The organism is Rathayibacter rhapontici, assembly GCF_001995175.1.
Lineage (GTDB): Bacteria > Actinomycetota > Actinomycetes > Actinomycetales > Microbacteriaceae > Rathayibacter.
Genome location: NZ_MUKN01000031.1, coordinates 1 through 14,139, shown reverse-complemented (window position 1 = coordinate 14,139; position 14,139 = coordinate 1). Strand labels below are relative to the sequence as shown.

The window sequence follows — 14,139 nt, the reverse complement described above, 5'->3', positions numbered from 1 at the left end:
CGCTGTCGGTCGTCCGCCCTACGCTGAAAGCAAGTCAGCGAGGGGAGCGGCATGGACGACGAGGCGACGGCGGCGGAGCATCCGCAGCTCGGGCACTTCCGGGCGGCCGATCGGGTGATCGCGCACCTCAGCGACACGCACTTCCTCGCCGAGGGCGCTCCGCTCTACGGAGTGGTCGACACGGTCGCGCGACTCGACCAGGCCCTCGCACGACTCGCGGAGCGCGGCGGTCGACTCGATGCCATCGTCGTCACCGGTGACGTGGCCGACCGCGGCGAGGAGGACGCCTACCGGCGGGTGAAGGCGGCGCTCGATCCGCTCGCCGCGCGCTTCGGCGCCCCGATCGTCTGGGTGATGGGCAATCACGACGAGCGGCGGGCGTTCCGACGCGTGCTCCTCGACCAGCCGCTCGACGACGGCGAGACGCCGATCGACCAGGTCGTCGACCTCGACGGACTGCGGCTCATCGCCCTCGACAGCGCGGTGCCCGGCTTCCACCACGGGGCGCTCACCGACGAGCAGCTCGAGAACCTCGCCGACCAGCTCGCGACGCCGGCCCCGCTCGGCACGATCCTCGCCCTCCACCACCCGCCGCTCCCCACGCCACTCGGTGCGATGACGGTGCTCGAGCTCCGCGGGATCGAGCGGCTCGAAGAGGTCGTCCGCGGGAGCGACGTCCGGGCGATCCTCGGCGGCCACCTGCACTACCCGACGGCCGCGACCTTCGCCGGTGTCCCCGTCTTCGTCGCCGGCGCGACCAGCTACACGATGGATCTCGGCGCGCCCGAACGGGAGTTGCGGGGGATCGACGGCGCCCAGAGCCTCTCGCTCGTCCACGTGCACCCCGAGACCATCGCGACCTCGCTCGTGCCCAGCGCGACCGCTCCGATCGCCACCCGCTTCGGCACCGATCTGATCGAACGGCTCGAGGAGCTCGACGAACAGGGCCGCATCGATCTGTGGTCGCGCATGCCCGCCGTGGAGGCGTGAGAGGCGGTGCGCGACGAGAGCCTGGCCGGTGCCGTCGACGACTTCCTCCGCTACGTGCTCGACGAGCGCTCGCTCTCACCCGCGACGGCCAAGGGCTACCGCGGCGACATCGCCACCCTCCTCGCCCATGCCGCGACGAAGGGCGTCTCGACCCTCGCCGAGGTCGACCTCGAGCTCCTCCGCGACTGGCTGTGGCAGCAGACGCAGACCGGCGTCTCGCGGGCCACGCTCGCCCGTCGCACCGCGGCGGTCCGCTCCTTCTCCTCCTGGGCGCAGCGCACCGAGCGCACGCCGACCGACGTCGCCGCACGGCTCCGCACTCCGAAGGCGGGCCGCTCCCTCCCGCACGTCCTCACGCAGGCGCAGACGGAGCAGGTGATCGACGTCGTGACAGCGCGCGGAGCGACCGACGACCCGGTCGCACTCCGCGACCTCGCCATCATCGAGCTGCTCTACGCCTCCGGCATCCGCGTCTCGGAGCTCGTCGCGATCGACATCGGCGACCTCGACCTCTCACGGCTCACCGTCCTCGTCACCGGCAAGGGGTCGAAGCAGCGCGTCGTCCCCTTCGGCGTCCCGGCGAAGGAGGCGCTCGTCGCCTACCTCGACACGGCCCGCCCCGACCTGGCGAAGCCCGAGTCGCAGAACGCCCTCCTGCTCGGCCGGCGCGGCTCCCGGCTGACGCCCCGCACGGTCTACGGAGTCGTCACCCGCCTCCTCGAGGACGGCTCCGGCCCCTCCGGCCCGCACACGCTCCGCCACTCCGCCGCGACCCACCTGCTCGACGGGGGAGCCGACCTCCGCTCGGTGCAGGAGATGCTCGGCCACGCGAGCCTCGGGACGACCCAGATCTACACGCACGTCTCGACCGAGCGCATCCGCGACGCCTACCGGCTCGCCCACCCGCGCGCCTGAGGCGCCGTCGAGAGGCAGCAGCACCGCCCGGGGGATCCCGCCGAAGTAGCGCATCGGGGAGACGTACTCGCCGTCCTCGCGGACGCCCAGGTGCACGCACCGCCCGTCGCAGTGGCCCCCGCCGCCGACCGTCCCGATCACGTCCCCCGGAGCGACCACCGCGCCCGCGGACACGGTCGCCTCCACCGGCTCGACGCTCGACACCAGCCCGTCGGCGTGCTCGATGCTCACCACCCCGCGGTCCACCACCCGCCCGGCGAACGACACCGTCCCGCCGGTCACCGCCAGCACAGGCGCCCCCGCGGTCGCCTCGAGGTCGATGCCCCGGTGGCCCGCCGCGTACCGGTGCTCGGGCGCCCGCCAGGGCTCGACCACTGTGAACCCGGGAACCGGAGACGCCCAGAGCGATCCCGGCGGCACCACCGTCGGCGGGATCAGGAGGCCGGAGAGGAGCGCCAGGAACACGCCCGAGCGGCGGAGGATCGTGGTCGTCATCCGCTCACCCTGCTGGCTCGGCGCCGCGGCCGACCGCCGGCCGTGCTGACCGGGGGAGAAGCCCCGCGCGCCCCTTCCTGTGGAGGACTCTCCGCGATCGTCCAGGAGCGCAACCCGTCGAGGCCGACTCGCCCGCGGGAGTAACGTCGCTTCGCGTGAATCCGGCACGGGGCGCCATCAGCGCCGCCGGCCGGCAGCCAGAGCGGAGACGATCATGACCACGGGACGATCCGAGACACCGGCCCCTTCAGCAGCCAAGCTCCGGAGGAAGGTGATCGGCCTGGCCATCGCGGCCGCCGTCGGCGGCTTCCTCTTCGGCTTCGACTCCTCCGTCGTGAACGGAGCGGTCGAGGCGGTGCAGGGCGAGTTCGACCTCTCGGCCGCGCTGATCGGCTTCGCCGTCGCGTCGGCACTGCTGGGCTGCGCGCTCGGCGCCTACCTCGCGGGCCGCCTCGCCGATCGCTGGGGCCGCATCAAGGTGATGCTGCTGGGCGCCGGCCTCTTCTTCGTCTCCTCCATCGGCGCCGGTGCGGCGTTCGCCGTCTGGGACCTCGTCCTCTGGCGCGTCGTCGGAGGCCTCGGCATCGGCATCGCCTCGGTGATCGCCCCCACCTACATCTCCGAGATCGCGCCGAAGGCGATCCGCGGCGCCCTCGCCTCGCTGCAGCAGCTCGCGATCACGCTGGGCATCTTCGCCGCGCTGCTGTCGGACACCCTCATCGCCGAGGGTGCGAACGGCGCGTCCGAGCCGTACTGGTTCGGAGTCGCCGCCTGGCGCTGGATGTTCATCGCCTGCGCCGTCCCGGCCGTGATCTACGGCCTGCTCGCGCTGACGCTGCCGGAGTCGCCCCGCTTCCTCGCCACTCGCGGCAAGACGGAGGAGGCCCGCCGGGTCCTCGCGACCGTCACGCCCCGCGAGGAGGTCGACGACGCGCTCGCCGACATCCAGAAGCGCATCGACGAGGACGCCGAGAACGCGAAGCGCTCGAGCCTGCGCGGCCCGGCGCTCGGACTGCTCCCCGTCGTCTGGGTCGGCATCCTGCTCTCGGTGTTCCAGCAGTTCGTCGGCATCAACGTGATCTTCTACTACTCCACGTCGCTCTGGAGCGCGGTCGGATTCGACGAGTCCAACTCGTTCGCCATCTCCGTCTTCACCTCGGTCGTGAACGTCGTGGTCACCTTCGTCGCGATCTTCCTCGTCGACAAGGTCGGCCGGAAGCCGCTGCTGCTGGTCGGCTCCGCCGGCATGGCGATCTCGCTCGCGTTGATGGCGATCGCGTTCAGCCAGTCGACGATCGACGGCGAGGACGTCTCGCTGCCCGGCGCCTGGGGCCCGATCGCCCTCGTCTCGGCCAACGCCTTCGTCGTCTTCTTCGGCGCGACCTGGGGCCCGCTGGTCTGGGTCCTGCTCGGCGAGATCTTCCCGAACCGGATCCGCGCCGCCGCGCTCGGTCTCGCCGCCTCCGCGCAGTGGATCGCCAACTTCGCGATCACGGTGACGTTCCCGATCCTGTCGCAGGACGTCTCGCTGACGCTCGCGTACGGCCTCTACGCCGCGTTCGCCGCGATCTCGTTCGTCTTCGTCTTCATGTTCGTGCCCGAGACCAAGGGCCGATCGCTGGAGGAGATGGACACCCTGCACATCCGCACCGTGATGAAGTCGGCGCGCAACTAGCAGCGCCCCCCCCGACACCCCGGAGGCCGCCCTCCCGCACCAGCGGGGGAGGCGGCCTCCGCGGTGCTAGGATGCTCGGAGCACCTCGCTCGTCGGGGTGACTACGCGCGCCCATTCGGCCTCCGCTCCTACCGGTCCTCCTCCGCACACGCGGGCGAGGCGGGAGCACGCCGGGCGCCAGGGCGACGTGCCGACCGGCCGTCGCAGACAACCGAACGGGAGTTCGGCGCCGTCGTGCGCCCGGACCCCGAGACAAGGAGAACGACTCATGGCAGTCGTCACCATGCGCCAGCTGCTCGACAGCGGCGTCCACTTCGGGCACCAGACCCGTCGCTGGAACCCGAAGATGAAGCGCTTCATCCTGACCGAGCGCTCGGGCAGCTACATCATCGACCTCCAGCAGTCGCTGGCCTACATCGACAAGACCTACGACTTCGTCAAGGAGACGGTCGCCCACGGCGGCACCATCCTCTTCGTCGGCACGAAGAAGCAGGCTCAGAACGCGATCGCCGAGCAGGCGACCCGCGTCGGCCAGCCCTACGTGAACCAGCGCTGGCTCGGTGGCCTCCTCACCAACTTCCAGACGGTCTCCAAGCGCCTCGCGCGCATGAAGGAGCTCGAGGAGCTCGACTTCGACGACACCACCAAGAGCGGCTTCACCAAGAAGGAGCTCCTCATCAAGAAGCGGGAGCTGGACAAGCTGCACAAGTCGCTCGGCGGCATCCGCAACCTGTCGAAGACCCCCTCCGCGCTGTGGGTCGTCGACACCAAGAAGGAGCACCTCGCGATCGACGAGGCCAAGAAGCTGGGCATCCCGGTCATCGGCATCCTCGACACGAACTGCGACCCGGACGAGGTCCAGTACCCGATCCCGGGCAACGACGACGCGATCCGCTCGGTGAGCCTGCTCACCCGCATCGTCGCCGACGCCGCGGCCGAGGGCCTCATCCAGCGTCACCAGAAGCCCGAGCCGAGGGCAACGTCTCCGCCGTCGAGCCGCTGGCCGAGTGGGAGAAGGAGCTCCTCCAGGGCCAGGAGCCGCAGGCCGGCGCCGAGACCGAGAAGGTCGCCGACGCCGAGGCCGCCACGGCTGACGAGGCCGTCGCCGAGGCCGAGGCCCCCGCCGCCGACGAGGCGCCCGCCGAGGCCCCCGCCGCCGACGAGGCGACCACCGAGCTCCGGCCGACGAGACCGCCACCGCCTGACACCCCTCCTGAGCCGGAGCCGGGCGCCGCTTACCGCAGGCGCCCGGCTCCGCTCGGACAGGCACCGATCGCCACCGCGATCACCACTTCAGACAGACTGGAGTCCCGCAGTCGACCGGGAACCACCGGGTCGACCGGACGCCAGAACCACAGAGGAGTTCGCAGAACTATGGCCAATTTCAGCCTCGCTGACGTCAAGACGCTGCGCGAGCAGCTCGGCACCGGCATGGTCGACACCAAGAACGCGCTCGTCGAGGCCGACGGCGACCTGGACAAGGCGGTCGAGATCCTCCGCCTCAAGGGCGCCAAGGGCAACGCGAAGCGCGCCGACCGCTCCACCAGCGAGGGCCTCGTCGCCGCCGCTGAGAACGGCGGAGTCGCCACCCTGATCGAGCTCGCGTGCGAGACCGACTTCGTCGCCAAGGGCACGAAGTTCATCGCCCTGGCCGACTCGGTGCTCGCCGCCGTCGTCGCCGCTGGCGCCACCACCGTCGAGGAGGCCCTCGCGGCCCCCGCCGGTGACAAGACCGTCGCCGACGTCATCAACGACGAGGCCGCGATCCTCGGCGAGAAGGTCGAGCTCCGCCGCGTCGCCACCGTGCAGGGCGAGAGCTTCGCCATCTACCTGCACAAGACCAACAAGGACCTGCCCCCGCAGGTCGGCGTGGTCGTGGGCTACTCCGGGGACGACGCCGAGACCGCTCGCTCGATCGCGCAGCACATCTCGTTCGCCAACCCGTCGTACCTCTCGCGCGAGGACGTCCCGCAGTCGGAGGTCGACAACGAGCGCCGCATCGTCGAGGAGATCTCGCGCGGCGAGGGCAAGCCCGAGGCCGCCCTGCCGAAGATCATCGAGGGACGCGTCAACGCGTACTTCAAGCAGGTCGCGCTGCTCGACCAGGACTACGCCAAGGACAACAAGCTGTCCGTCAGCAAGGTCGTGGCCGACGCGGGTCTGACCGTCTCGGGCTTCGCCCGGTTCAAGGTCGGCGCGTAGCACGCAGCAGGGGAGTCCGGGTCGTTCAGTCGACCCGGACTCCCTTCGCTCTGCCCGGGGGAGGCTCCCGGGCGTGGTCGCGGGGCGTGCTCCGCGCGGGATAGGTTTGTACGGGTCCACGGGAGGAAGACGTCCATGACGCAGACGGATGCTACGACGACGGGCAAGCGCCGCAGGGTGCTTCTGAAGCTGTCGGGGGAGGCGTTCGGGGCCGGGACACTCGGGGTGAACCCCGACGTGATCAGCGCTCTGGCGCGCGAGATCGCCGACGCCGCCACCGAGGTCGAGATCTCGGTCGTGGTCGGCGGAGGCAACTTCTTCCGCGGGGCCGAGCTCTCGCAGCGCGGGATGGACCGCGGCCGGGCCGACTACATGGGCATGCTGGGCACCGTGATGAACGCCCTCGCCCTCCAGGACTTCCTCGAGCAGGCCGGCGCCGAGACGCGCGTCCAGTCGGCCATCGCGATGACCCAGGTCGCCGAGCCGTACATCCCCCGGCGCGCGATCCGCCACATGGAGAAGGGGCGCGTCGTGATCTTCGGCGCCGGAGCGGGTCTGCCGTTCTTCTCCACCGACACCGTCGCCGCTCAGCGCGCGCTCGAGACGCACGCCGATGTCGTGCTGGTCGCCAAGAACGGCGTCGACGGCGTGTACGACGCCGACCCGCGCACGAACCCCGAGGCCAAGAAGCTCGACACGCTGACCTACCAGGAGGCGCTCCAGCGCGGCCTGAAGGTCGTCGACTCGACCGCGTTCAGCCTCTGCATGGACAACGGGATGCCGATGCAGGTCTTCGGCATGGAGCCCTCCGGCAACGTGGCGAAGGCCATCCGGGGCGCCCGGCTCGGCACCCTCGTCTCGAACTAGACTGACCACTTCCCTCTTCTCAAAGGAGCCCCCGTGATCTCGGATGTACTCGCCGACGCGACGACCAAGATGGACAAGGCCGTGGAGGTCGCCAAGGAGGACTTCGCCACCGTGCGGACCGGCCGTGCGAACCCCGGCATGTTCCAGAAGGTGCTCGTGAGCTACTACGGCACTCCGACGCCCCTCTCGCAGCTGGCCTCGATGCAGAACCAGGAGGCGCGCACCCTCCTCGTGACCCCCTACGACAAGGGCTCGCTGCGCGACATCGAGCAGGCCATCCGGGACATGCCCAACCTCGGTGCGAACCCGTCGAACGACGGCAACGTCATCCGCGTCACCCTGCCCGAGCTCACCGCCGAGCGTCGCAAGGAGTTCGTGAAGATCGTCCGGACCAAGGCCGAGGACGCCAAGGTCGCGGTCCGCAACATCCGCCGCAAGGGCAAGGACGACCTGGACGCGCTGAAGGGCGAGCTGGGCGACGACGAGGTCGGCCGCGCCGAGAAGGAGCTCGAGGCCGTCACGAAGAAGCACGTCGACGCCATCGACGAGGCGCTCAAGCGCAAGGAATCCGAGCTGCTCGAGGTCTAGTGGTGGCCGACGAATCCGAGGGCTCCGAGCACGGGGAGGAGCGCAAGCCGCACGTCCCGGGTGCCCGGGGCTCCCGGATGGTCACGCGCGACGCCTGGTGGCACGCGCGCAGCAGCGCAAGGCCGACGTCGAGCGCCAGCTCGAGGCGACCCGGGCTCAGCTCGAGGCGACGAACGAGCGCCTGACCGCGCGCTCCGGCCGCAACCTCGTCTCGGCCACCCTGATCGGAGTGATCGGCGTCGGCGCCATGGGCGTCAGCCTCCTCCTGATCAAGGAGCTGTTCATGGTGCTCGCGGGGGCGCTGGTCATCCTCGCGGCCCTCGAGCTCTCGAACGCCCTCCGGCACGCCGGGCGCGACATCCCCAGGATCCCGACCGGCATCGCCGCGGTGATCGCCGTACCGGCCGCCTACTACGGCGGCATCTCCGCGGCCTGGCTCGCCGTGCTCGGCGGCTCCGCGTTCGTCGCGCTCTGGCGCCTCGGCGAGCAGCTGCTGCGCCGGACGAGCTCGACGCGCCGCGATCTGCTCCTCGACATGGGGCTCGGCGTGTTCGTCCAGGCCTACGTCACCTTCCTGGGCGCATTCGCCGTGCGACTCGTCGCCGAGGAGGGCGGGCAGTTCTGGACCCTCTCGTTCCTCGTGCTCGTGATCCTCGTCGACATCGGCGCCTATGCCAGCGGCCTGACCTGGGGCAAGCACCCCATGCGCCGCGGATCAGCCCGAAGAAGACCTGGGAGGCTTCGCGGGCGCCGGAGTCGTCGGGATCGTCGCGGGCGTCCTGCTCGCCGTCCTCCTCCTCGGTCAGCCGTGGTGGGTCGGCGCCGTGTTCGGAGCGGTCATGCTGCTGAGCGCGACGCTCGGCGACCTCGCCGAGTCGCTCATCAAGCGCGACATCGGCATCAAGGACATGAGCTCCTGGCTCCCGGGCCACGGCGGCGTGCTCGACCGGCTGGACTCGATCCTCCCGTCTGCCGCCGCGGCCTACGTGCTCTACTTCCTCTTCGCGCACTGACGGGCCCGGCGGCACTCGGCGACGCGCCGCTGCCCGCACTCGGCCCGGCTGTTGGCAGAATGTCCGGGTGACCGATCCCTTCCCGCGCGCCCGTGACAACCGCCCCGGCTACGACGTCGAGGAGGTCGACTCCTTCCTCGCCTCGGCCCGCGAGGCGTACGCCCAGCTCTCGGGCGGACCGGCCGATCTCCGCGCGTCCGACCTGCGCCACACCGCGTTCTCCCTCCGCAAGGGCGGCTACTCCGCTCCTCACGTCGACGCCGCGCTCGAGCGGCTGGAGGACGCGTTCGCGAGTCGCGAGCGCCAGTACGCCATCGCCGAGAAGGGCGAGGACGTCTGGCTGCGGGAGGCCCGCGCCACCGCGCAGGAGGTCGTGAACCGGCTGGCCCGACCGCAGCGCGAGCGCTTCCAGCGACTCAGCGCGCTGACCACCGGCTACAACATCCGGCAGGTCGACGCGTTCGCCGACCGCATCTCCGGCTACTTCCGCGACGGCTCGGTGCTCAGCGTCGACGACGTCCGCACCGTGTCCTTCGCCCCTCAGCGCGGCGGGTACTCGGAGCCGCAGGTCGACTTCGTCCTCGACACCGTGATCGACGTCATGCTGGCCGTCCGCTGACCTTCCGCGCCGTTCCTGGCCGAACGGGCCCGCGTCCGTTATGCTTTCGTAATCGTGGGTCAGCTTGAATTGAACGCCGTCGCCCAGCCACCCGTCTCCCGGCTCCTGGCCGTGAAGCCCCCGGTTCCGCGTCAGGCCCCAACACGTCGCTCCCGAGCACGCCTTCCTCTGGCGGTGCTCGCCTTCGCGGCCTCCATCGGATTCGTGATGGTGTCGGTCGTCGACCCGTCCAGCGGGGCGGTCGCCTCCCCGTACTACCAGGCCCCGGCCCGCTTCGACGGAGACCCCGCGCAGCGCCTCGTGGTCGCCGCTCCGGCCGAGCGCGCCGTGCAGCGCGACACCTTCGACGCGCAGGCGAAGCCCACCCCGACGCCCACTCCCACTCCGACCCCCACCGAGACCGAGGAGGCGGAGGAGGAGCAGGAGCAGCCGTCGGCGCGCTCGGCCGCTCCCGTGGTGCGCTCCGCGGCTCCCGACCCCGGGTCCGCGAAGGCGATCGCCTACGACATGGTCGTCCAGCGCGGCTGGGCCGACAGCGAGTACGACTGCCTCGTGCTCCTCTGGACCCGCGAGTCCGGCTGGAACACGTTCGCCGAGAACAAGTCGAGCGGCGCCTACGGCATCCCGCAGGCGCTCCCCGGCAACAAGATGGCCTCCGCCGGCTCCGACTGGCAGACCAACCCGGCCACTCAGATCACCTGGGGCCTGGGCTACATCTCGGGGCGCTACGGCTCGCCGTGCGGCGCCTGGGCGCACTCCGAGGCGATGAACTGGTACTGACGCCTCCACCGTGCTCCGCCGGCGGGCCCCTCACGACAGTGACGGGGCCCGTCGGCGTTCCCGGCCCCGCTCTCGATAGCCTGGGCGCGTGGACTACGCGCTGCTCGGGGTCGCCGGGATCATCACGGTCGTCACGGTCGCGCGCTTCTCGAGCCGGCTCGGCATCGCCGCACCGCTCATCCTCGTCGTCGTCGGCATCGCCGCGTCCTACCTCCCCGGAGTCCCCGAGATCGAGGTGGAGCCCGAGCTGATCCTGGCCGGGGTCCTGCCGCCGCTGCTCTACTCGGCCGCCATCCAGGTGCCGCTGACCGACTTCCGCCGCAACCTGCGATCGATCTTCGGCCTGTCGGTGCTGCTGGTCTTCGTCACGGCGATCGCGGTGGGCGTCTTCCTGCACCTCCTCCTCCCCGACCTCGGCCTCGCGGCGGCGATCGCCCTGGGGGCCGTCGTCAGCCCGACGGACGCCGTCGCCGCGACCTCGATCGGCAAGAAGCTCGGTCTGCCGCCGCGCCTGGTGACGGTGCTCGAGGGGGAGAGCCTGGTCAACGACGCGTCCGCGCTGGTGCTGCTGCGCGCGGCGACGGCGACGACGGCCGCCGTCGGAGCGAGCGTCTCGGCCGATGCGATCGACGTCGGCGAGGTCGGCGTGCTGTTCGTCTACTCCGTCGTGATGGCCGTCGTCCTGGGCCTCGTGATGGGCGTCATCACCGTCTTCATCCGCTCGAAGCTGAGCGACCCGGTCCTCGACACCGCGGTGTCCTTCGCGGTTCCGTTCCTGGCCTACATCCCCGCGGAGGAGCTGGGCGCGTCCGGCGTCCTCGCCGTGGTGGTCACCGGCATCTACACGGGCCACAACAGCGCCCGCTTCCTCAGCCCGCAGTCCCGGATCAGCGAGCGGGTGAACTGGCGGACCGCCCAGTTCCTGCTCGAGAACGGGGTGTTCCTGCTGATGGGCGCCGAGATCAGAGTGATCGTGGGCGAGGTGGAGCCGGGGGAGCTCGGAGTGGCCGAGGCGGTGCTCCTCGGGTTCGCGGTGGTCGTGCTGCTGATCGTGCTGCGGACGCTCTTCGTCTGGCCGCTCCTCGTCTGGCTCCGGAGCTCCGGGAGGCGGGCGGAGCGCATCAACCGCCGCCTGGCGGTCGGAGTGATGCATCTGCGCAACAGCGCGACGAGCGACGACCGGTTCCGCCGACGCCAGCAGCGTGCCGAGCGCCTGTACCACCGCCGCGAGACCGATCTCGCAGCGACCAGCAGCGAGGCGTTCGGCTGGCGCGGCGGAGTGATCCTGTCGTGGTCCGGGATGCGCGGCGTGGTCACGCTCGCGGCGGCGCAGTCGCTGCCCGGGGAGACCCCGTACCGCGAGCAGCTGATCCTGATCGCGTTCACGGTCGCGGTCGTGACGCTCCTGCTGCAGGGCGCGACCCTGCCCGCTCTGATCCGTCTGACGGGCATCCAGGGGAGCGATCGCGACGCCGATCGACGCGAGCTCGCGACCCTGCTCGACGAGGTCGCGGCGACCGGCATCCAGGCGCTGCCCGGGGCCGTGGCCGAGCTGCCCGAGGGAGCGGTGGGGCCCCGCGTGCTCGAGCGCGTCCGCCGCGACACGCTGACGCGCTCGCAGGTCGCGTGGGAGCAGGTGGACCGACAGGCGGACGCTCCGCTCGGGCCGCACGCCCAGTACCTGATCCTGCGGCGGGCGGTGCTGCTGGCCGAACGGGAGGCCCTGCTCGAGGCGCGGGGCCGCGGCCTGTACTCGTCGCGGATCCTGCGACGCGCGCAGCTCATGCTCGACGCCGAGGAGACGCGGCTCGAGATGGACGACACCTCGCACTGACGGCCGCCCCGCCCGGAGCGGCTCCTACACTGGAGGAATGCCGCGCAGCAATCGACCTCGGGGGAGTCGGCGCGAGGGCGACGACGAACCGCGCGACCTGTCGCAGATGATGGCCGGCTGGCGCCGCACCGAGGTGCGATCGGGCCGCGACTGGAACGTGCAGCCCGTCTCGTCGGCCCGGGCCGTGAAGAACTACCTCTGCCCCGGCTGCGGCCAGACCATCGACATCGGCCTCGCGCACGTCGTCGTCTGGCGAGGCGACGGGGCCCTCGGCGACGCGGCGGACCTCGCCGGCCGCCGTCACTGGCACAACCACTGCTGGCGCATCCAAGGAGCACGATGACGAACGAGATCCGGGGCGGCGTGGTCCTCCCCGCCCGGCGCGAGGAGATCGAGCTGCGCACCTCCGACGGGCTGACGCTCGTCGGAGAGCTCGCTCTGCCGCTCGACCGCGACCCGGTCGCGACGCTCGTGACCCTGCATCCGCTGCCCACCCACGGCGGCTTCATGGACTCGCACATCCTGCGCAAGGCCGCGGCGCGGCTCCCGGCGCTGGCCGACCTCGCCGTGCTGCGCTTCAACACCCGGGGCACGTCGTCGCCGCGGGGCACGAGCGGGGGCGCGTTCGACGGAGGGACGGGCGAGCGTGCCGACGTCGCCGCGGCGATGCAGCTGGTCGCCGACCGCGGCCTGCCGCACCCCTGGCTGGTCGGCTGGTCCTTCGGCACGGAGCTCGCGCTCAAGTGGGGGAGGGAGCACCCGATCGAGGGAGCGATCCTCCTGTCGCCTCCGCTGCACCGCGCCACGGCCGACGAGGTCGCAGCCTGGGCGGAGGACGGCCGGCCCCTGGTCGCGCTGATCCCCGAGTTCGACGACTACCTGCGACCGGAGGCGGCCGCCGAGCGGTTCGCGTCGGTTCCGCAGATGCAGCTGGTGCCGGTCGCCGGGGGCAAGCACCTCTGGGTCGGCGAGGCGCAGACGCGCCGCGTGCTGGACGAGATCGTGCGGGTGGTGGCTCCGGCGTCGTCGCCCCTGCCGACGGAGTGGGCGGGCGAGCTGGGCTGACGCCCGGGACGGACGGAGGGAGCCCGCGTCGGCGGGCTCCCTCCGGTCTCTCCGGGCTCGGACGGGGTCAGCGGGCGGAGCCCGCGGTGCCCTCCTGCTCGACGACGGCCTGCTGTGCGGCGTCGTCCGTCTCGTCGTCGCCGTGCGAGCCGTCACGACCGGAGTCGTCGCGGCCGGAGTCGTCACGACCGGAGTCGTCGCGGCCGGAGTCGTCGTCCGAATCGAGCGAGATCTCGTCGATGTGGCCGATCAGTCCGCGCAGGCCCTTCACGTAGCCGGCGATGGCGTCCCGCTCGGTCCGGATCTCGTCGAGCCGCCCCTCCGCCGTCGCGACCAGCTGCCGGGTCCGCCTCTCGGCGTCGGCGAGCATCTCCTGGGCGCGCTCGCGGGCCTCGGCGAGCAGGCGGTCCGATTCGTCCTGGGCGTCGCGGCGCAGGCGCGTCGTCTCGTCGAGCGCGTCGCTGCGGAGCGCGTCGGCCTCGAGCCGCTTGTCGTTGGCGCGGCGGAGCGCATCGGCGAGCTGGAGGTTCGACTCGTCGAGGTAGCGCTGCGTCTGCGCGACGGCCTCCTGGTGACGGAGGAGGTGGTCCCGGTCGGCCTCCTCGCGTCGGGCGGCGAGCTCGACGGTCAGGTCGATCCGCGCCTGCTCGACCTCGCGCGAGAGCGCCGAGGCCTCGTCGGCAGCGGCGCTGCGGAGGCCGGCGACCTCGGCGTCCAGCAGAGCGACGGCCTCGGCCCGCTCGTGCGCCAGCCGGGTGCGCTGGTCGTCCAGCTCACGAGCGGCGTCGGCGCGGCCGGTGGTGATCTCGGCGTCGAGCGCGGCGCGAGCGGACGAGACGTCGGCGTCGAGCGCGGCGCGAGCGGCTGCGATCTCGGCGGCCACGGCCGAGCGCGCCTCGGCGATCTCGGCCTCGACGGCCGCGCGCAGGCGGGCGATCTCGGAGGCGACCTCGGCGCGCTGCAGCTCGGTGCTCTGCGCCAGGCGGGCGGCCTCGGCACGGGCGATCTCGACCTCGCGAGCGGCGACGGCGCGCATCTCGGCGGCCTCGCGGCCCGCCTCCGAGCGGATGGCGGCGGCCTCGCGCTTGGCGGTCGC

13 protein-coding genes and 3 pseudogenes are annotated in these 14,139 nt (G+C 71.9%); 14 read left to right on the top strand and 2 right to left on the bottom strand.

Translation table 11 applies throughout. The features are described 5' to 3' along the window. Nucleotides 1-51 precede the first annotated feature (51 nt). Nucleotides 52-990: a phosphodiesterase gene (locus B0T42_RS11235; RefSeq protein ID WP_077223223.1), complete on the top strand. Its 939-nt coding sequence runs from the start codon at nucleotides 52-54 to the stop codon at nucleotides 988-990. A gap of 6 nt (nucleotides 991-996) precedes the next feature. Beyond that, nucleotides 997-1,905, top strand: coding sequence for a tyrosine recombinase XerC (locus B0T42_RS11230; RefSeq protein WP_139344484.1), 909 nt, complete (start codon nucleotides 997-999; stop codon nucleotides 1,903-1,905). A 114-nt stretch (nucleotides 1,906-2,019) separates the two neighbouring features. Here the strand turns inward: B0T42_RS11230 and B0T42_RS22715 are convergent. Then, nucleotides 2,020-2,187, bottom strand: a pseudogene (locus tag B0T42_RS22715) (M23 family peptidase); the annotation flags it as partial. On the opposite strand from B0T42_RS22715, the gene B0T42_RS21325 reads away from it, so the two are divergent. From B0T42_RS21325 to B0T42_RS11170, 12 genes and pseudogenes are all read left to right on the top strand, one after another. Then, entirely contained in the window at nucleotides 2,129-2,449 is a 321-nt protein-coding gene (locus B0T42_RS21325) for a hypothetical protein (RefSeq protein ID WP_236720239.1), read from the top strand. The pseudogene B0T42_RS22715 and the gene B0T42_RS21325 sit on opposite strands and share 59 nt — an antisense overlap. A gap of 165 nt (nucleotides 2,450-2,614) precedes the next feature. Continuing rightward, the gene (locus B0T42_RS11220; RefSeq protein WP_077223221.1) at nucleotides 2,615-4,075 is read left to right on the top strand and encodes a sugar porter family MFS transporter; all 1,461 of its coding nucleotides are present in this window, start codon (nucleotides 2,615-2,617) and stop codon (nucleotides 4,073-4,075) included. A 268-nt stretch (nucleotides 4,076-4,343) separates the two neighbouring features. Next, nucleotides 4,344-5,105 (top strand): annotated as a pseudogene (gene rpsB, locus B0T42_RS11215) (30S ribosomal protein S2); the annotation flags it as partial. 344 nt (nucleotides 5,106-5,449) lie between these two features. Then, nucleotides 5,450-6,277, top strand: a complete 828-nt coding sequence (gene tsf / locus B0T42_RS11210) for a translation elongation factor Ts (RefSeq protein WP_077223254.1) — start codon at nucleotides 5,450-5,452, stop codon at nucleotides 6,275-6,277. A gap of 135 nt (nucleotides 6,278-6,412) precedes the next feature. Further along, nucleotides 6,413-7,144 (top strand): UMP kinase, encoded by a 732-nt coding sequence (gene pyrH / locus B0T42_RS11205; RefSeq protein ID WP_077223220.1) that lies wholly within the window; start codon nucleotides 6,413-6,415, stop codon nucleotides 7,142-7,144. 33 nt (nucleotides 7,145-7,177) lie between these two features. Continuing rightward, nucleotides 7,178-7,732 (top strand): ribosome recycling factor, encoded by a 555-nt coding sequence (gene frr / locus B0T42_RS11200; protein ID WP_056867011.1) that lies wholly within the window; start codon nucleotides 7,178-7,180, stop codon nucleotides 7,730-7,732. A 97-nt stretch (nucleotides 7,733-7,829) separates the two neighbouring features. After that, nucleotides 7,830-8,816: a phosphatidate cytidylyltransferase gene (locus tag B0T42_RS22710; RefSeq protein WP_236720238.1), complete on the top strand. Its 987-nt coding sequence runs from the start codon at nucleotides 7,830-7,832 to the stop codon at nucleotides 8,814-8,816. Continuing rightward, nucleotides 8,813-9,364 (top strand): DivIVA domain-containing protein, encoded by a 552-nt coding sequence (locus B0T42_RS11190; protein WP_077223219.1) that lies wholly within the window; start codon nucleotides 8,813-8,815, stop codon nucleotides 9,362-9,364. The genes B0T42_RS22710 and B0T42_RS11190 overlap by 4 nt, the downstream gene beginning before the upstream one ends. 174 nt (nucleotides 9,365-9,538) lie before the next feature. Further along, the gene (locus B0T42_RS11185; protein ID WP_236720237.1) at nucleotides 9,539-10,144 is read left to right on the top strand and encodes an aggregation-promoting factor C-terminal-like domain-containing protein; all 606 of its coding nucleotides are present in this window, start codon (nucleotides 9,539-9,541) and stop codon (nucleotides 10,142-10,144) included. 88 nt (nucleotides 10,145-10,232) lie between these two features. After that, nucleotides 10,233-11,978, top strand: a complete 1,746-nt coding sequence (locus B0T42_RS11180; protein ID WP_077223217.1) for a cation:proton antiporter — start codon at nucleotides 10,233-10,235, stop codon at nucleotides 11,976-11,978. 37 nt (nucleotides 11,979-12,015) lie between these two features. Then, nucleotides 12,016-12,321, top strand: coding sequence for a hypothetical protein (locus B0T42_RS11175; RefSeq protein ID WP_055792532.1), 306 nt, complete (start codon nucleotides 12,016-12,018; stop codon nucleotides 12,319-12,321). Continuing rightward, the gene (locus tag B0T42_RS11170; protein WP_077223216.1) at nucleotides 12,318-13,043 is read left to right on the top strand and encodes an alpha/beta hydrolase; all 726 of its coding nucleotides are present in this window, start codon (nucleotides 12,318-12,320) and stop codon (nucleotides 13,041-13,043) included. The genes B0T42_RS11175 and B0T42_RS11170 overlap by 4 nt, the downstream gene beginning before the upstream one ends. A gap of 67 nt (nucleotides 13,044-13,110) precedes the next feature. Here B0T42_RS11170 and B0T42_RS20025 read toward each other — a convergent pair. Then, nucleotides 13,111-14,139, bottom strand: a pseudogene (locus B0T42_RS20025) (hypothetical protein); the annotation flags it as partial.

Coding starts and splice junctions, on each gene's coding strand:
- B0T42_RS11170 (WP_077223216.1), top strand. CDS start 12,318: ATGACGAACGAGATCCGGGGCGGCGTGGTCCTCCCCGCCCGGCGCGAG.
- B0T42_RS11235 (WP_077223223.1), top strand. CDS start 52: ATGGACGACGAGGCGACGGCGGCGGAGCATCCGCAGCTCGGGCACTTC.
- pyrH (WP_077223220.1), top strand. CDS start 6,413: ATGACGCAGACGGATGCTACGACGACGGGCAAGCGCCGCAGGGTGCTT.
- B0T42_RS11175 (WP_055792532.1), top strand. CDS start 12,016: ATGCCGCGCAGCAATCGACCTCGGGGGAGTCGGCGCGAGGGCGACGAC.
- B0T42_RS21325 (WP_236720239.1), top strand. CDS start 2,129: ATGCTCACCACCCCGCGGTCCACCACCCGCCCGGCGAACGACACCGTC.
- tsf (WP_077223254.1), top strand. CDS start 5,450: ATGGCCAATTTCAGCCTCGCTGACGTCAAGACGCTGCGCGAGCAGCTC.
- B0T42_RS11220 (WP_077223221.1), top strand. CDS start 2,615: ATGACCACGGGACGATCCGAGACACCGGCCCCTTCAGCAGCCAAGCTC.